Below are 16,892 nucleotides of genomic sequence, written 5' to 3'. Positions count from 1 at the left end.
TTCCCTTATTTGTTTCTCTAGTATAGAGACAATCTAGCAGAAAGTTTGTCAGAATGAGTTGATAGATTCAAAGAAATTTCCGACATGTCCCGATTTCCTTGTCAACAGGTCCCAGCCCTTGCCCACTCTAGGTTTACCATATTGAAAACGTTTCCAAAAGTCTGATTACCTCGAACTTTCGCCCTGCGTATGGGGGAGATACCCGTAACTCCATGTCGATTGTTTTGTAGGGTTTTGCGTGACTTGTCACACAAGGAAAATAAAAAACCACATTCGCCTCAGCGAATGTGGTTCATCATCTGCATCTATTAATCTCTTCTTCCGCCTCGGCCACCGCGTTTGGACTCGGTGTTCTTCTTCAAGGACGAAATCCGCTCTTCACTATCTTTCAGGAAACGTGATACTTTATCTTCGAACGAAAACGGTCTAGCACCGCCTTGCTGCTTGTTAAAGCCGCCGCGACCACCACCACCGCCGCCACGATTGAAGCCACCGCCGCCACCTGGACGACCGCCACCACCACCTGTGGCACCGCTTGGAGGACCACTACGATCGCCGCCACCGCTTGGACGACCACCTTGGTAACCGCCACTTGGACGATCTCCACTAGGGCGACCTTGATAGCTGCTGCCACCTGTACGTTCAGGACGAGCTGGTCTTTCCTCAACTGGCTTGTCAATCGTTTGCTTGATCGACAGTCCGATCTTGCCATCCTTGTCCACGTTAATTACTTTGACCGTTACCTTGTCTTCTAGCTTCAAGTGGTCATTAACGTCCTTCACATAATTGTCCGCGATCTCCGAAATGTGAACAAGACCGGTAACTCCTTCAGCAAGCTCGACGAATGCTCCAAAGTGAGTAATCCCCGTCACTCTTCCCTCTAACTTGGTGCCAACTTCAATTGCCATAAAGTAAAATGTTCCTCCCTTAAAATGTTGAAAACACTGGCTACGCCGATTATAACCGATGCAGAAACCACGGTCAACACGGCATTCGCCACTTCTTCGAAACGTTTTTTATTGCGACTTCGAGACACTTAGTGGCGTCTCTCCCGTTTTACTGTAATGAAAGTCCCGGCGAATGATTTGATCCAAATATTCGTCGTTATGCAGCCGTGCGATTTCCTTCGTCGTTTGGGCATTCACCTTCTGTGCCTGGGCGAGTTGTTGTTCCATATTCGCTACGACAGTCTTCTTCTCGTGCAGCTTGGCGAACTGCCCCCAGATGTTAACAGCAGCCCAGCTCAGAAAACATAAGACAATGATCAAAAGGATACGCAGTCTTCGCTTCGAGCCTTCCCGACTGATGCGCTTGGTTGAAACGGTTGCTTGAGCATGCATGAATAGGAATTCCTCCTACTTCGAGAATATCCTGCGATAAAGCGCAATGATACGTCCCTTAAGTTTCTTCAACCAGTCAGGGATTACCAAGTACTTATGCACAGGCTTAGTCATCCAGAGGAATAATCTCCACATAGGATAGAGCAATTGTAGCACAATTCTGTAAAGGAATATAGCTACAGCTAGCAAAAAGCCTAAAATTATCACAGTTAGACGATATAAGCCAATAATCGGTTTAATGATTAGAATTTCGACAGTCCTTGTAAGGAAGCGGTAAATCGCTACAATAACTCGAATGAGAACGAGCGTAAGGCGAATGACAAGCGGGCTTAGGAGAGCGAAATAGAAGCTGATACCGATCCCCATGCCGAGGAAAATAAATATCCGAACTTGTCCTTCGTTACTGTAAATGAGCATCTTGAACACCAGGATTGTCGCCACAATCCAATAGATACTATCAACAATCGGAATGGTCCATCGCGGTAATCGCAGCTTGCCCGAGAGTACATGGAATACATCGAACAAAGCCCCTATGCAAATTCCACTCAGGAACATCATGAAAATCGTATGAAATTGAACGTGAAGCGTCACTTAAATAGCTTACCAAGAAACCCTTTGGATTTCTCCTGGGTATTCCCGTCCACATAGGCTAATTCATGAATAATACCTTCAATGGCGACTAATCCTTGCTCCAAGCTCAAGTTCTTGATGTGCAAATTCTGCCCCTTAATCATCAAGTAGCCCATTTCCGTTTCTAGGAGGAATTCTTCGCTATCAAAGCTTTCAACGTTCAAAACTCCCGATATTTCCAAGAGTTTGCGATTCAGCATCTTAATTTCTTGCCTTTTATTATTGTTTTTCACGGGTTCGATCATGGCCTGTACCCCTCCTTCACCTAATCTTACGATATGGGGGGATGTCCTTTTTTAGAACCAAGCCTTGCATCTTTTGCCGACAAAAAAAGTAGCCGGAAATCCCCTCTGCAGGAATCCCAAGCTACTTCATTGTTTATGCGTTATTCGGATTGGAAGGCTTCTTCCTTCAGCAACGTGTACATCTGCGCAGCGTCTTCCTTACGGGTAGACTCCGTGAGAAGCTCCACGCGGATCGTTACTTTCTTTTGACCGAACTGAATAGACAGCTCATCTCCAACTTTCACATGCGTACTCGCTTTAGCGTCTCTACCGTTAATCCACACGCGCCCTTGATCGGACACATCCTTCGCAACTGTACGGCGTTTGATCAGACGAGATACTTTGAGAAATTTATCGATCCGCATTATTTTACAGCGTCTTTAAGCTTATTGCCCGCTTTGAAAGCAGGAACATTGGATTCTGCGATTTCGATTGGGTTGCCTGTTTGCGGGTTGCGACCCGTACGGCCGGAACGTTTACGAGTTTCAAATGTACCGAAACCAATCAATTGTACTTTATCTCCGGATGAAAGAGCGTCAGTCACTTCACCAAGGAATCCGTTAAGGACAACTTCTACGTCTTTCTTAGTAAGTCCGCTTTTTTCTGCAATGTTGTTGATCAAGTCTGTTTTGTTCATGTGTTTTCTTTACCTCCCAAAATGTTTGAAGATCAGGTCTTCTATGTACCAACTGTGGTTACATTTCATGATTTTACCTTGCAACAAGTCTAGTATTCTGCTTTTTTCGGCAAAATCCTTCTAGCGTTTATCAAGTTTTATAACTTTTTTGCTTCCTGCCAGTATTTTTCCATCTCTGATAACCCAGTTTGTTCAAAAGATAAGCCCTTTAAACGTAGCTGTTCCTCAATATATGAAAATCTTTGCATAAATTTTCGATTCGTTTGGGCTAGCGCTTCTTCTGGATCTACTTTGAGGAATCTAGCAACATTGACGATAGAAAAGAGAACATCTCCTAGTTCGTCACGACGCTCCTGAGCCCCATCTTCCGCTCCCAACGCAATCGCTTCGCGCAGCTCAGCTAGCTCCTCTTCCACCTTGGCAAGCACATCATCTAGCTCTGTCCAGTCAAAACCGACCGTTGCCGCCTTCTTCTGCAGCTTCATTGCCTTCATCAAGCCCGGCAGCTCACGCGGAATACCATCCAGCACAGATTGCTTCGAGACATCGATGCCTTTCTTCCGCTTTTCTTCGACCTTTATCGCATTCCAGTTAACCAAAGCCTCATCCGCATCCTCTGCCTTCGACTCCCCAAACACATGCGGATGACGGCGAATCAACTTCTCATTCAAGGTGGCAATCACATCGTACACGGTGAAAGTCCCGATCTCCTCTTCCATTTGCGCATGCAGCATGACTTGTAAAAGCAGATCGCCAAGCTCCTCGCACATGTGATCCGGATCATCTTCATCAATGGTCTCGAGCACTTCGTATGCTTCTTCAATCAGATTCTTGCGCAGACTCTCATGCGTCTGTTCACGATCCCATGGGCAGCCTTCTGGACTGCGCAAGGTTTGCACAATTTCATGCAGTTTGCCAAATGTTCGATAGTACGGTTCCTGCTGTTCACTGCGAGGCACCCAAACAAGCGACAGATTGCCATAGCCTTTGACATGATCCAGTTCGTGGAGAGGCACCTCTATGATCTGCTCCTGACCTGCAACCCCTAAGGAGTGACCAACAACGACCTTGTACTCGTCTGGATAGGCATCCATTAGGCTAATTTTCAGATCGGATGCCGTGTACGTGTCGTACACTTGCCCAATCACGGTATGCAGCTGCGGATTCAGCGCATAGCGGCTAATGCTTGTCGCATCGAGCAGTTGAAAGCCGTCAATCGGGTCAAAGCCGAAGCGTAGGAACGCTTGATCTAGGAAGCTCTCGCCACCTGTAATTTGAAGCTCGATGCCCTCCTCAGGGCAATTTTGTTTCAAAAGCTGAACAGTGTATTCCGCCACCATAGGGTGACCAGGGACAGCATACAGCACTTCAGCCGTATGGCTTTTCGCTGCAGTGATTAATTCTTTCGCGATGGACGCGTAGACTCCCTCAAACGACTCATTCGACATATAGTTCGCGTCAAACGTCTCGTAGGAGATCTCGTTGGCATCCAGCAGCTGCACCATCGGATGATCCTTCGTCCGCAGGAATAGCTTGGCTTGTGACTTTGCCGCTAGTTGGAGTTTTTTCCAAACGCCTAAGGTTAATTGATCTTCGTCTCCGGTCCCGAGTCCAAGGACGGTGATGCGCGGGTTGTTGGTTGACATAGGATGACACCTCCTGATTGATGGTTATATGGATTAATACGGCGAGATTCGCCAGTTATCTTCATCGAGTTGTACTTTGTACACATCTCTGCCCGAACTGAACACTATCGGCTGATTCTGAGCTAAAATTGTTGTACAGAATACAACATAAGCGAGACATTCGCCAATTCAACTCAATAATGTTGTACGAAATACAGCATTATCAAGCTTCTCCATAGTTTGAACATCAGATCCCTGCTGCTACTGATTACGCTTCGCAGGCCTCAGCTTCGCCAGGAGCGGCGCCAGCTTCCGCTCCAGCTCCGGCATTAACCGCAGCTCCTCGCGGCTGATGCTGCCGCTGCGCAGCAGCGCAAGCGCGTAGACGGCCGCGCCGCCGGCTACGCCTATGATGGCGATGGCGCTAGCGCCCCATCGCTCAGGCACGTGCCATGCCGCGCTAGCGAGCATGGCCAGCCCTTGCAGCGCTGCGAGGCCGCCGCCCATCAGTCCCACGCCCAGCGCGGGACTGACGGCGTACGGCCGCAGCGCGAAGCGCACCCCGGTGCTGCGGCGCAGCTGCACCAGATTCAGCCCCGCCGCAGCGGCGTAGGCGATCACCGCGCTCAGCGCGGCGCCGTCGATGCCCCAGCGGGGCATCAGCAAGACGTTGCCGAGTGCTTTCAGCACGATGGCAACGAGCAGGGCTTTCGCCGGCGTGCGAATCGCGCCGGCACCCTGGAGAACGCTGGCGCTGACAGCGTTCAGGGTGCTAAACAAGGCCGTGAAGGCCAACACGGCCATGGTCCAGCTCGCCTCAGCGCTCGTATAGAGCATCATATTGATCGGCACAGCCAAGAAGGCGAGCCCAAACGAGGCGCCGAGCCCGATCAACCATGCGAGCCTAACGGACATCTCTGCGCGAAAGCGGATCAGATCCATCTGTCCTCTTAACTTCGCTTCCGCTATAGCTGGCACCAAGACGGCTGACATCGAAGACGCCACCATGACAACTAGCTGCACGAGCGGAAGCCCTCGGTTGTAAAGTCCGAACTGGCGCATAGCCTCCAGCTCGCTACCGAACGAAGCTTCCAGCAAACGAGGCATGGTAAACGTATCCACAAGTGTAAGCAGCGGCACGACAATTGCGCCTAAGCAGACAGGGATCGCATACAACGTAATCCTTTTCGTCCATTGCCAAGAGGAGGTCACTTGCTTCACTTCAAGGCCAGCTGCTATCGCCTTCTTCGCTTCCTGCTCTTCCCCTTGCCCCGTCACAACCTCCAACTCCCCATACTTTGGCAAGCCTGCCTTCATATGCTTCTGCCGTTCTACCTGTCGCTCTCTCCGCCAGAATACGGCCATTACCACTAGACCCGCTCCAGCGCCCGTCACAGAGCCAAACGTGGCTCCCGCTGCAATCCATGCCTCGTCATAGGCAAGAGCGACCATATACAGCAGCAACGAAACCATTGTAATAACACGTATAAGCTGTTCAATGACTTGCGACACCGCAGTTGGCACCATGTTCTGATACCCTTGAAAATAGCCGCGCAGCACAGCAAGAACTGGAGATAAGAGCAGTGCAAATGATACACTGCGGATCGCAGTAACGGTTTGAGAAATGCCAATCCAACTGGCAATCGTCTCCGCGCCCAAATACAACAGAAGAAATAAGAGAATCCCTGCACTCATTAGCAGCGCAGATGAGACAACCACAATCCGCTTTGCGCCAGCATGATCCCCTTCCATGACGCGTTCAGCTACAAATTTAGACACAGCGACTGGAAATCCAGCAGTTGCGGCAAATAAGATCAAAATATAGAGCGGATAGACCGCATTATAAATACCAAAAGCCACATCCCCGGCGACGTTTTGCAAAGGAATCTTCTGCAGCGTTCCTAATAACTTGGAGAGCACCGCAGCAGCCCCAAGCAAGGCAGCGCCTTTTAACAACTTACTTCCCTGTTTACCGTTACCATGCCCCTGGAGCCGATCGACCTGATGACGATTTCGATCCTTGTCGCCCACTCCCATTCGAGTTACCCCTCTACACTATCGTAATTCCTAACCTATGTAGGTATTATAGCGAAATCTGCCAGTTCAGACAAAAAAAGCTTCGCTTACAGATGCGTCACCATCTCCGTAAGGAAGCCTTCGTTTTGGATTATGTGTTCATTGCTCCATCTGCTTCGCTAGAAATCCAGCTGCAGTCTCGACCATTTTCACTTCCATATTCCCCATTTTCACATTCTCGTCCTTCGAAATCAGGATAACCGAACCAATGGGATCGCCCCCCGCCACAATCGGTGCAGCTACAAAGGAAGTGAAGGTTTCATTGGTATCTTTAATGATCTCAAATTGCCCTGAGCTGCTTTCAATGACAGCCTTACGGTTCTCCATACAAGACTCAATGATTGCCCCTACGGATTTCTCTAAATAATCCTTCTTCGATCCGCCAGCCATAGCAATAATATGATCTCGATCCGAAATCAAGGCTACATGATTGGTGCTTTCAAACAACGACTCGGCGTATTCCTTCGCAAAATCACCAAGCTCACCAATCGGTGAATATTTCTTCAGAATGACTTCTCCATCACGATCCACGAAAATTTCCAAAGGGTCACCTTCACGAATGCGTAGGGTGCGCCGTATTTCCTTGGGGATTACAACTCTCCCTAAATCATCTATCCGACGGACAATTCCAGTTGCTTTCATACCTCTAGATGCCTCACTTTCCGCTTTCGAATTAGATACGACACGAGCATGAAACCTTGTATGCTAGATCGGGATTTGGTGGGAACTTGAAATCTATCCATAGTATTCTTCACTTCCCATTCTTCTATGCAGACGCCTCGACTAAGCAATTTACTTTATTTAGCTCTGCATCCTGCTGCGCTTATCATGTCCAAAAATGAGAAATAAAAACAGGATGCCCATTATCGGACATCCTGGTAAGTTCTTACTTTGCAGCTGGGCTTGCCGCAGGACTAGCTGCTGGACTCGCCGCTGGTGCAGGGGTTGCTGCTTCTGGTTTCGGAAGGTTATTCGTTTCGATTAATTTCGGGTATTCTGTTTCTGCAAACTCAGACAAGGATTTCTCTGCAAGCTGAGATTTGATTTGTGTTTTAAGCGTATCATCCAATTGCTTCGTGCTTCTGGATTCAACCTTCATCACGTGGTAACCGAATGTGGATTCTACTGGATCACTGATTTTATTCAGCGGCAGCGTGCTAGCTGCATCCTTGAACTCCGTTACCCATTGATTAATGTCAGCATCTTTGTAAGTGCCGCCTACATCTTTGGAACCTGGATCATCGGAATACTCTTTCGCAAGCGCTGCGAAATCGCCGCCTGCATCCAGCTTCGCTTTCACTTCTTTCGCTCTTTTCAGTGCTTCATCCTTCGTACGAAGATCTGCTTGTGTTGCGGAATCTTTCAAGGAGATCAGAATGTGGCTAACGGTTGCAACGTCGAACGCATGTGCAGCCGCTTGTTCTTTATAAGCATCTTGAACCGCTTGGTCCGTGATTTTACTTTCCATGCTGCCCATGGTGTAGAAGCTTAATTTCATCAGGGACTCGATATCCTTCAACGCGATACCGTTGTCTTTCAACTGCTTGTCCATTCCGCCTTCTTGCTTGCCGAAGTAATCCGTGATAGCTTTCATTTGCTCTGTCACTTGTTTGTCAGCATCCGCTTTCACTTTATCATCCGCTTTAGCGGCAAGAACACGGAAAGTGACCATTTGCTTCAACATATCTTGTTGAAAAGCAGGGTCTGCAAGGTATTGAGCTAATTGCGGGGAGAACATTTTATTAACGTTGATGAATGAATCGAATTCACCACGTGTAATTTTCCCGCCTTCTTTGTACGTAGCAATAATATCGCTTGGATTACCTGTAGCAGCCGCTGAAGCGGAAGGCGAAGCTGTTGCAGCGCCTTCCTTTTTGCCTCCGCACGCACTGAGGACAGAAAATGCAAGGACTACTGTCACCAAACCTAATATCCATTTTTTCGAAGTAAGTCGTTGTTTGCTAGTTTCATTTGGCAACATCCTGTAATTCCCCTTTCGTTTTCAGAACATCCTTATATTGTACCAAGAATTTCTCCAACAATTCGATGGAGGCTTCCGGCTTCATACCTTTAAAGCGAATAACAATAAGTAGCTGCGGATCTGCGTTCAATTTGATACGACCATCAAAGCCTTTGGACAAAGCTAGCAGCTTCTGGCCATCCAGCCTGCCATTCTGGTCGATATGCACCTTGATTAGGTAATCCTCCCCTTTTTGGCTAATCGTTTCAATCCGGTAATCCGAACCGTATGCTTTCAAACGAGCCACTGTCAGTAGGTTGAACACGGCCTGCGGCAGATCACCGAAGCGATCCACGAGCTCATCATGCAGATCCGCGGCTTCTTCCAGCGTACGAATGGCGGCCACTTTTTTGTAAATTTCGATTTTCTGCATGCTGTCATAGATGTAATCAGATGGCAAATACGCGTCCAATTGAATATCGATCGAAGTATGCCATTCCGGTTCTGGAATGACCGCTTCTCCATCTATTTCTAGCTTCAGCTTAGCAATTTCCTCGGCAAGCATTTGCGAATACAAATCGAAGCCGACGGATGCAATGAAGCCGTGCTGCTCAGCACCCAATAAGTTTCCTGCGCCACGAATGGATAAGTCCCTCATCGCAATTTTAAAGCCTGAACCTAGTTCTGTAAACTCTTTAATCGCTTGAAGTCGTTTCTCGGCTACTTCTGTCAGTACTTTATCGCGCTGATACGTGAAATAAGCATACGCAACGCGATTCGATCGACCTACACGTCCGCGCAGCTGATAGAGCTGGGAAAGCCCCATTTTATCAGCATCATGAACAATTAGGGTATTCACATTCGGGATATCTACGCCGGTCTCAATAATGCTTGTGCTGACGAGAACATCATACTCCCCGTCCAAGAAATCGAGAATCGTCTTCTCGAGCTCCTGCTCGCCCATTTGACCATGTGCTACGGTTACCCGTGCGTCTGGTATCATCATCGAGATTTGATCGGCTATTTGGGTAATGCCTTGCACACGATTGTAAAGATAATAAACTTGCCCCTCACGCGCCAACTCACGTTCGATGGCCTCTCTAACCAGCGTCGGCCCATATTCCACCACATAAGTCTGAACCGGGAAACGGTTCTCTGGCGGTGTTTCAATGACCGATAAGTCACGAACGCCCAGCATGGACATATGCAAGGTTCTTGGAATCGGTGTCGCGGTTAGTGTGAGCACATCCACGTTCGTCTTGAGACGCTTGAGCTTCTCTTTGTGGGACACGCCAAAACGCTGCTCTTCATCCACGATGAGCAAGCCTAAATCTTTAAACTGAATATCTTGCGACAAGAGGCGATGGGTCCCAATCACGACATCTACGACGCCCTTCTTGACCCCTTTCATAACCTCCGTTTGTTCCTTCTTGGAGCGGAAACGACTTAATACCTTCACATTGAACGGATAGCCGGAAAAGCGCTCACGGAATGTTTCATAATGCTGCTGCGCCAAAATCGTCGTTGGCACGAGAACAGCAACCTGCTTTCCGTCAATCGCCGCTTTGAAAGCTGCACGGACAGCCACCTCGGTTTTACCGTAGCCAACGTCTCCGCATAACAAACGATCCATGGGACGTGCTTTTTCCATATCGGTTTTGATTTCCTCAATGGCGCGAAGCTGATCCCGCGTTTCATCGTAAGGGAACATGGCTTCGAACTCATTCTGGTAGGAGCTGTCTTTGCTAAATCCGTAGCCGGTCGCAGCTTGCCGCTCAGCATACAGTTTAATCAGTTCATCAGCAATATCTTTGACAGATGCGCGCGCTTTGCTCTTCACACGGGCCCAATCTGCGCCGCCGAGCTTATATACCTTCGGTTCTTTCTCTTCGGAACCGACATACTTTTGAATCAAATCAATCTGATCAATCGGAACAGACAGCTTATCGCCGCCGGCGTACATAATATGCAGATAATCCTTATGAATACCGCCGACTTCTAAGGTGCCGATGCCGACATATTTCCCAATCCCGTGGTTCACGTGAACGACGTAGTCGCCGACCTTCAGTTCTTGATAACTCTTGATCCGCTCCGCGTTCTCCAGCTTCTTCTCAACTTTACGAGCCTTACGCTGCTTCTGTGTGAAAATTTCACCTTCAGTAATCACCACGAGATGGATGGAAGGCATTTCAAAGCCCGTTTGCAAATTGCCATCGACAATTTCAGGAACTTCAATCTGGTAGTCACCTAGTACGCGACGCACACGCTCTGCACGGTCATCCCCATTTGCAAGCAGAATAACCTTGCTGCCATTTTTCTTCCAGCGCTCCATCTCTGCCTTGAGCAGATTCATTTGCCCATGGAAGTTTTGCATCACACGGCAAACAAAGTTCACGATATTTTGCGGCTGAATACCCGCTACCTGGCGAAGGAAAAGGGACACATACAACGTCGGGAACGGTCTGCGGTGCAGCAGGGTTTCGTAAGATTTGGACAGCACAAAAGCCGGCAAGCTCTTCCCCTCAGTTAACGCATGCATCATCCACTCGGCTTCATCACGCTCGAGCTGCTTCGCTGTTTCCAGCAAGCGGGCAGGCTCGTCGATAATGAGAATCGAATCTTTGGGCATGTAGTCCATGAGCGTCTGTCTTTCCGTATATAGGAGAGAAATATATTTATAAATGCCTGGAAACGTCTGACCCTCGCGCATTAGCTCGATATCGCGGCCTATGACCTCTAACAGCTTGTCTTTGGCTGAACGCTCCGTCATCTTCGCCAGCTGCGCCTGCAGCAGCTCGTACGCATGCTGCGCCGCTGACTGTAACCGCTTTCTATCCGCTTGAATCTCACGGCATGGAGGGATCGTCACCGTTGTTAATTTATCAATTGACCGTTGGTCACTTACATCGAAAGTCCGAATAGAGTCGACTTCGATATCAAAAAGCTCAATCCGAATCGCATTCTCCGATGTTAATGGAAATAAATCGAGAATGCCGCCTCGCACGCTCATTTCGCCTTTGGTTTCAACGCGTTCCACTCGTTCATAGCCTAGGCTGGATAAGGTGGCTAGCAGTTCGTCTAATTGAACCGTATCCCCGACATTAATCGTTACACGGGATTCTTCGAACACCTGTTTGAGTGGCAGCAATCTTCGCACGCCTGCAAATGGCGCAATGACTACGCCGCGGTATCCGCCGGCAAGTTTGGTAAGAACGTCAATACGCTGCGCTAGCATCTCCGGGCTTGAAGCCGCTTCTTCCGTAGTCAGAAGCTCTTGAGATGGATAGAGCAGCACTTCATCAGGGGACAGACACTCTAAGAGGTCTTCCGCTATTTTTTGCGCAGCGAACATATTGTGCGTAACAACGAACAACGGACGCTCAAGCTCTCGCGCGAGTGAGGCCAGCATCACTTGCCTGGAGGAGCCAGTTAAACCGGCAATGAGCTGCTCTTTCATTTCGGACTTGAGGCCTGTCACGATCGTTTGAAAGTCGGTATCCGCAGAAAAAGCTTGAATTAAAGCTTGCAAACAAGTACACTCCCCTCACAAAAAGAAGCCTCGGCACACTTGCCTCGGCTATTAACTCTTCATCTTCATCATGATTATTGCAACGGACTGGCTAGCAGGGATAATTCCGGGTTGGCTTCTAGTGCCTCGTGACAGTAGTCGCAAACGACCCTAACCGTAACATCTCCGTTCGTATTATACGATATTATATCTCTACGCTCATCAGGGGTCAAGAAATGGAAGCCTAACTGCTGCTCCGTAATTGCATGCTGATTAATTTCCCCGACAAAGGTATGACAATGCCTGCAAATATACTTGATCATATGTATGCCTCCTTCGACAATTCGATTACATCCTAGTATGACCATTCTTCGGAGAAATTAGCCGAATCTCCCATGTCATTTCGGATAGGTCGCATACATATCATCATTTATACAACAGAAATGCTGAATCTGTTTATTTATTAAACTTAGCCATCGTTTTCTCGAAGGACTCCCCTAAGCTAAACTCCATCGCGTCGCACGTTAGGTCCAGCACGTCGGTGATGGATTTCATCTCTTCTTTGGAGAAATTGGACAGCACATAATCCGCAATATTAAAGCCAGGTGCCGGGCGGTTCACGCCAATCCGAATGCGATTGAAAATTTGCGTCCCCCCGTGCTGAATAATCGACTTAATACCGTTATGTCCGCCTGGGCTGCCTTGATACCGAAGTCGAATTTGGCCAAAGCTCGTGTCCATATCATCATACACAATCACGACGTCTTCTATTTTCGCTTTATAAAAATCGAGGAAGGCTCGCATGGATTCACCCGATAGGTTCATGTACGTCATCGGCTTGAGCAAATACACCTTTGTTCCGTTAACATTACCTTCTGCCAGCAGCCCCTTCCCTTTATTCTGAAAAGAGGTGATTCCCCATTTGGCGGCAAAGCGATCAATCGCCATGAACCCGACATTGTGCCGATTCAGCTCATATTGCCTTCCCGGATTTCCCAGTCCGATAAAACATTTCATAATTTTCAAAATCCCCCTAGCGATAAACTAAAAAACCTTTGCGGAACCCGCTTCTAAAGGTTATTGTTTACAATATACCTGTTACCCAATGCTATCTATCCCATAAAAGCTGTAGGTGATAAAGAACGATGTATCTTCATGGACAACAGCTTACAGAAGATGATCATTTCCAAGATCATGTCGATGCGGACGTACCCGTCCAAGTATACTATCAAAATCTGCACAAGGATATAGGCTTCATTGAAATGTACAACCGTCATTTCGTAAAGATTAATCGTATCTTTTATAGCAGAAAGAAGCATACTTTTGTTTCGCGCCCTGGATATTAAGCGCTTACATCGTTGCGGCGACGAACAGCAGCCATCGGGTTTCGCCTCCCCATTGTCTAACAACGCTAGACATGCGTATTAGCGTAAGACAAAGAACCTCTCTCGGTCTCGCTCAGCCTGGTCGCTTCCACCTCAACCTAGCTGAGCGGGCAGCACCTCATTGCTAGCGTACCCTACCTCAAGAGGTTCCATTCCTATCGCTCAAGCGCTCCATTGCGCATAGTCACACGGAGTCCCTCAACGACCTTTATTCTCTTTCTTCGCCTTCATCCGTGCTTTGATTTTATCTGCATAGCCCGCTTTATTCTCTTGACGCTCACGCGCGATAGCCAGATCGCCCTCGTTTACGTTATGCGTAATCGTAGAACCTGCAACCACGTATGCCCCGTTCCCAATTTTCACTGGCGCGATCAAATTGACATTGCTGCCCACGAACGCATTATCACCAATTTCAGTCAGGTTTTTATTAAAGCCATCGTAGTTCACCGTAATCGCACCGCAACCAATATTCACGTTCGTGCCAACAACCGCGTCACCCACGTAACTCAAATGAGAAACCTTCGTTCCTTCACCTAGCGTCGCGTTTTTAATCTCTACGAAATCGCCAACTTTCACCTGCTTGCCAAGCTTAGCGCCAGGTCTTAAATAAGCAAATGGCCCTACCGATGTTTCGTTATCTACAAATGCACCTTGAAGGACCGATTGCTTAATCGTCACTTCATCCTGAATCGTGGAATCGATGATTTCGGTTTGTGGTCCAATCGTACAAAGCTCACCGATCCGGGTGTTTCCGCGCAAAATCGTGCCAGGCAGCAGAATTGTATCCGCGCCAATCGTAACATCCTTCTCGATATACGTATTCAACGGATCGATAATGGTAACCCCGTTCAACATATGCTCGCGGTTAATCCGCGCTTTGAACAACTGTTCGGCTTCGGACAACGCCACACGATCATTCACGCCAATCGATTCCGCTGGATCTGCCATGCAATAGCCTTGAACGACTTCGCCCGCACTCGTCATAATGCCGATCACATCGGTGAGGTAGTATTCATTTTGAACATTCTGGTTCGTAACCGACGCCAGCGCTTTGAACATTTTACGATTATCAAAAATGTACGTACCTGTATTAATCTCCTGAACAGCCGCTTCCTCTGGCGTACAATCCTTCTGCTCGACGATCCGCGCAACGCGTCCATCTTCCCCGCGAATAATACGACCGTAGCCTGTCGGCTCACCCAGCTTTGCTGTCAAAATCGTCGCTGCAGCACCCGATTGTCGGTGTAGCTCAATGGTCTCTTGAAGAGTAGTTGCTGTAATCAGAGGGGTGTCCCCGCAAATGACAACCGTCATCCCTTCTTCTTCACCAAGCAGACCCTTGGCCTGAAGCACCGCATGACCCGTTCCAAGTTGCTGCTCTTGCAGCGCGTACTGCGCACGATCGCCTAAGTAGCCTTTCACTGCCTCTGCACCAAATCCGACAACCACGACCGTTTGCGTTACTTCTATATGTTGCAGCGTATCCACAACGTGACCCACCATCGGTTTACCAACAACCGGATGAAGCACCTTGTATAGCTTTGATTTCATTCGTTTTCCTTGTCCTGCAGCCAATACAATTGCCATGAGCTTCAACGAATATCCAACTCCTTTATTTTGAATTCATGATTTCTCTTTTATCTATAAAACGATGAGTTCTTCCCCCAATATAGCATCATTACCTGCGAAAAGAAAAGAGAGCCCCAAGGGCCCTCTCAATAATCTGAATTATGCGCCTTCTTCAATAACTTCCTCTTCTACAGCTGCGCGATCATATTCAGCGAGTACTGCTGCTTGAATTTTCTCACGAGTTGTGGACGAAATCGGATGAGCGATGTCGCGGAATTCACCGTCTGGTGTTCGCTTGCTCGGCATAGCAACGAACATTCCGTTATTGCCATCGATGACACGAATGTCGTGTACGACGAACTCGTTATCAATGGTAATAGAAGCAATCGCCTTCATCCTCCCCTCGGAGTTTACCCGGCGGAGTCTTACATCTGTAATTTGCACTTGTGTTCACCACCTTTTTCCATCTCTGAGACTTGGGTGATATATTCAACATCTCTATGCAAATTCCTTCTTATTTTTTTGAAATTTTTGATAATTTAATGTGTTCTTAATGTTTCCGTTAATTTTCGACAGGAATCACAGCAATTAGTTCAATTTCGACAAAAACATCACGAGGTAATCTCGCAACTTCAACGGTAGATCTAGCTGGTTTGTGGTCACCGAAGTAGGTTGCATAGATCTCATTCAGCTCGCCAAATTGGTTCATGTCCTTCAGAAAGACTGTCGCCTTCACGACTTGCCCGAAAGATGAACCCGCCGCCTCAAGCACGCCTTTCAAGTTGGCAAAAACTTGATGCGCCTGTTCCTTGATGCCGCCCTGTACGATTTGACCATCCAAACCTAACGGGATCTGTCCAGAAGTAAACAATAGATTACCCAATTTAACCGCTTGTGAGTAAGGTCCAATAGCAGCTGGCGCTGCTGATGTTGAAATGAGTTCCATGCTTTACGAATCTCCTTTTATTTAGCGTCAAAATAGTTGCCTGGCTCTACCGTAATTTGCTTCGTCTTCGAGTCTACACCATATAACCGAGCTAGTGACACATAACTATCCACCAACTGCTCCTCGGCCTCGCAGGATTCCATGAATACGCCTACGCCTTGAACTGTCGCTTTGAACTCCGCTAACAGATCCATCATACCATGAATGGTACCGCCAACATGCATGAAGTCATCGATGATCAGCACTTTCGATTCTTCCTTCAGTGCGCGTCTTGCTAGCGACATCGTCTGAATCCGCTTGTTGGAGCCCGACACATAGTTAATGCTAACGGCTGAACCTTCGGTCACCCGGCTGTCTCTACGTACGATGACAACAGGCAAATTCATATAGGTAGCCGTCGCATAAGCGAGCGGTATCCCTTTGGTTTCAACAGTCATAATCACGTCCACGTCGCGACCTGCGAAAGCGGATGCAAAGGTTTTGCCAATTTCGTTCAAATATTGGGGCTGCCCCATGATATCCGACATATACAAATAGCCGCCTGGAAGAATCCGCTCTGGTTGTTGGAGTTGCAAGCATAGGTTCTGGATAAACTTCAGGGAAATTTCTTTAGGTACCTTCGGTGAAAACTTCACGCCTCCAGCTGCTCCGGCTAGCGTATTCAATTCACCCAATCCTTCTTCTTCAAACACTTCTTTAATGATGGCAAGATCTTCGCTAATGGAAGATTTCGCGGAGTTGTAACGCTCGGCAAAAGTCGTTAAAGGGATTAACGAGTGGGGGCGAAACAACAAGTATTGTGTCATTTCTACCAGCCTAGCGCTCCTTTTCAACTTTTTCATCGCACTACCCCCAAAAATCCGAATATTATAATGAAAATATACCACTTTTATACGTATTTATTCAAGCTAACCATGAAAATTATCTTAACA

At 47.9% G+C, this 16,892-nt stretch carries 18 protein-coding genes; 1 reads left to right on the top strand and 17 read right to left on the bottom strand.

The genetic code is table 11. The features are described from left to right. Positions 1-308: 308 nt before the first annotated feature. The 13 genes from AC58QO_RS32160 to pth form a co-directional block, all read right to left on the bottom strand. Positions 309-908 (bottom strand): S1 domain-containing RNA-binding protein, encoded by a 600-nt coding sequence (locus tag AC58QO_RS32160; RefSeq protein ID WP_497272808.1) that lies wholly within the window; start codon positions 906-908, stop codon positions 309-311. Positions 909-1,016: 108 nt separating this feature from the next. Further along, positions 1,017-1,340, bottom strand: coding sequence for an FtsB family cell division protein (locus AC58QO_RS32155; RefSeq protein ID WP_497272806.1), 324 nt, complete (start codon positions 1,338-1,340; stop codon positions 1,017-1,019). A 15-nt stretch (positions 1,341-1,355) separates the two neighbouring features. Continuing rightward, positions 1,356-1,931 (bottom strand): spore cortex biosynthesis protein YabQ, encoded by a 576-nt coding sequence (gene yabQ, locus AC58QO_RS32150; protein WP_497272804.1) that lies wholly within the window; start codon positions 1,929-1,931, stop codon positions 1,356-1,358. Continuing rightward, positions 1,928-2,215 (bottom strand): sporulation protein YabP, encoded by a 288-nt coding sequence (gene yabP, locus AC58QO_RS32145; RefSeq protein ID WP_028557380.1) that lies wholly within the window; start codon positions 2,213-2,215, stop codon positions 1,928-1,930. The genes yabQ and yabP overlap by 4 nt, the downstream gene beginning before the upstream one ends. 140 nt (positions 2,216-2,355) lie before the next feature. Continuing rightward, positions 2,356-2,619: an RNA-binding S4 domain-containing protein gene (locus AC58QO_RS32140; RefSeq protein ID WP_057313307.1), complete on the bottom strand. Its 264-nt coding sequence runs from the start codon at positions 2,617-2,619 to the stop codon at positions 2,356-2,358. Beyond that, positions 2,619-2,891: an HU family DNA-binding protein gene (locus AC58QO_RS32135; RefSeq protein WP_028557378.1), complete on the bottom strand. Its 273-nt coding sequence runs from the start codon at positions 2,889-2,891 to the stop codon at positions 2,619-2,621. The genes AC58QO_RS32140 and AC58QO_RS32135 overlap by 1 nt, the downstream gene beginning before the upstream one ends. A gap of 137 nt (positions 2,892-3,028) precedes the next feature. Further along, on the bottom strand, positions 3,029-4,537 hold the full coding sequence (gene yabN, locus AC58QO_RS32130) for a bifunctional methyltransferase/pyrophosphohydrolase YabN (RefSeq protein ID WP_497272802.1): 1,509 nt from the start codon (positions 4,535-4,537) through the stop codon (positions 3,029-3,031). A gap of 240 nt (positions 4,538-4,777) precedes the next feature. Then, positions 4,778-6,553 carry a putative polysaccharide biosynthesis protein gene (locus AC58QO_RS32125; RefSeq protein WP_497272800.1) on the bottom strand — a complete coding sequence of 592 codons (1,776 nt, stop codon included), beginning with the start codon at positions 6,551-6,553 and terminating at the stop codon, positions 4,778-4,780. 138 nt (positions 6,554-6,691) lie between these two features. Next, positions 6,692-7,234 carry a stage V sporulation protein T gene (gene spoVT, locus AC58QO_RS32120; protein ID WP_056617966.1) on the bottom strand — a complete coding sequence of 181 codons (543 nt, stop codon included), beginning with the start codon at positions 7,232-7,234 and terminating at the stop codon, positions 6,692-6,694. Between the two features lie 244 nt (positions 7,235-7,478). After that, complete coding sequence (locus AC58QO_RS32115; protein WP_497272797.1) at positions 7,479-8,573, bottom strand: peptidylprolyl isomerase; 1,095 nt, start codon at positions 8,571-8,573, stop codon at positions 7,479-7,481. Next, positions 8,560-12,081, bottom strand: coding sequence for a transcription-repair coupling factor (gene mfd, locus AC58QO_RS32110; protein WP_497272795.1), 3,522 nt, complete (start codon positions 12,079-12,081; stop codon positions 8,560-8,562). The genes AC58QO_RS32115 and mfd overlap by 14 nt, the downstream gene beginning before the upstream one ends. A gap of 74 nt (positions 12,082-12,155) precedes the next feature. After that, the gene (gene fin, locus AC58QO_RS32105) at positions 12,156-12,383 is read right to left on the bottom strand and encodes an anti-sigma-F factor Fin (RefSeq protein WP_310502535.1); all 228 of its coding nucleotides are present in this window, start codon (positions 12,381-12,383) and stop codon (positions 12,156-12,158) included. A 133-nt stretch (positions 12,384-12,516) separates the two neighbouring features. Next, positions 12,517-13,077 (bottom strand): aminoacyl-tRNA hydrolase, encoded by a 561-nt coding sequence (gene pth, locus AC58QO_RS32100; RefSeq protein WP_497272793.1) that lies wholly within the window; start codon positions 13,075-13,077, stop codon positions 12,517-12,519. Between the two features lie 128 nt (positions 13,078-13,205). Between pth and AC58QO_RS32095 the strand changes: the two genes are divergently transcribed. Beyond that, a complete protein-coding gene (locus tag AC58QO_RS32095; RefSeq protein WP_497272791.1) occupies positions 13,206-13,406 on the top strand; it encodes a hypothetical protein in 201 nt (66 codons plus the stop codon). Positions 13,407-13,643: 237 nt separating this feature from the next. Here AC58QO_RS32095 and glmU read toward each other — a convergent pair whose 3' ends face one another. From glmU to purR, 4 genes are all read right to left on the bottom strand, one after another. Further along, on the bottom strand, positions 13,644-15,041 hold the full coding sequence (glmU, locus tag AC58QO_RS32090) for a bifunctional UDP-N-acetylglucosamine diphosphorylase/glucosamine-1-phosphate N-acetyltransferase GlmU (RefSeq protein ID WP_497272789.1): 1,398 nt from the start codon (positions 15,039-15,041) through the stop codon (positions 13,644-13,646). A gap of 132 nt (positions 15,042-15,173) precedes the next feature. After that, positions 15,174-15,458, bottom strand: coding sequence for a septation regulator SpoVG (gene spoVG / locus AC58QO_RS32085; protein ID WP_028557369.1), 285 nt, complete (start codon positions 15,456-15,458; stop codon positions 15,174-15,176). A 118-nt stretch (positions 15,459-15,576) separates the two neighbouring features. Beyond that, entirely contained in the window at positions 15,577-15,960 is a 384-nt protein-coding gene (locus tag AC58QO_RS32080; protein ID WP_497272787.1) for a RidA family protein, read from the bottom strand. Between the two features lie 17 nt (positions 15,961-15,977). Continuing rightward, a complete protein-coding gene (gene purR / locus AC58QO_RS32075; protein WP_497272785.1) occupies positions 15,978-16,802 on the bottom strand; it encodes a pur operon repressor in 825 nt (274 codons plus the stop codon). Positions 16,803-16,892 lie beyond the last annotated feature (90 nt).

This window comes from Paenibacillus sp. J31R30, from assembly GCF_059692115.1.
The sequence above is the reverse complement of the archived record's forward strand: the minus strand, read 5'-3'. Positions and strand labels throughout refer to the sequence as shown.

What these genes read in the sequence shown, in the direction of transcription:
- AC58QO_RS32160 (WP_497272808.1), bottom strand. Translation starts at nt 908, where the DNA reads ATGGCAATTGAAGTTGGCACCAAGTTAGAGGGAAGAGTGACGGGGATT.
- AC58QO_RS32155 (WP_497272806.1), bottom strand. Translation starts at nt 1,340, where the DNA reads ATGCATGCTCAAGCAACCGTTTCAACCAAGCGCATCAGTCGGGAAGGC.
- yabP (WP_028557380.1), bottom strand. Translation starts at nt 2,215, where the DNA reads ATGATCGAACCCGTGAAAAACAATAATAAAAGGCAAGAAATTAAGATG.
- AC58QO_RS32140 (WP_057313307.1), bottom strand. Translation starts at nt 2,619, where the DNA reads ATGCGGATCGATAAATTTCTCAAAGTATCTCGTCTGATCAAACGCCGT.
- AC58QO_RS32135 (WP_028557378.1), bottom strand. Translation starts at nt 2,891, where the DNA reads ATGAACAAAACAGACTTGATCAACAACATTGCAGAAAAAAGCGGACTT.
- yabN (WP_497272802.1), bottom strand. Translation starts at nt 4,537, where the DNA reads ATGTCAACCAACAACCCGCGCATCACCGTCCTTGGACTCGGGACCGGA.
- AC58QO_RS32125 (WP_497272800.1), bottom strand. Translation starts at nt 6,553, where the DNA reads ATGGGAGTGGGCGACAAGGATCGAAATCGTCATCAGGTCGATCGGCTC.
- spoVT (WP_056617966.1), bottom strand. Translation starts at nt 7,234, where the DNA reads ATGAAAGCAACTGGAATTGTCCGTCGGATAGATGATTTAGGGAGAGTT.
- AC58QO_RS32115 (WP_497272797.1), bottom strand. Translation starts at nt 8,573, where the DNA reads ATGTTGCCAAATGAAACTAGCAAACAACGACTTACTTCGAAAAAATGG.
- fin (WP_310502535.1), bottom strand. Translation starts at nt 12,383, where the DNA reads ATGATCAAGTATATTTGCAGGCATTGTCATACCTTTGTCGGGGAAATT.
- pth (WP_497272793.1), bottom strand. Translation starts at nt 13,077, where the DNA reads ATGAAATGTTTTATCGGACTGGGAAATCCGGGAAGGCAATATGAGCTG.
- AC58QO_RS32095 (WP_497272791.1), top strand. Translation starts at nt 13,206, where the DNA reads ATGTATCTTCATGGACAACAGCTTACAGAAGATGATCATTTCCAAGAT.
- AC58QO_RS32080 (WP_497272787.1), bottom strand. Translation starts at nt 15,960, where the DNA reads ATGGAACTCATTTCAACATCAGCAGCGCCAGCTGCTATTGGACCTTAC.
- purR (WP_497272785.1), bottom strand. Translation starts at nt 16,802, where the DNA reads ATGAAAAAGTTGAAAAGGAGCGCTAGGCTGGTAGAAATGACACAATAC.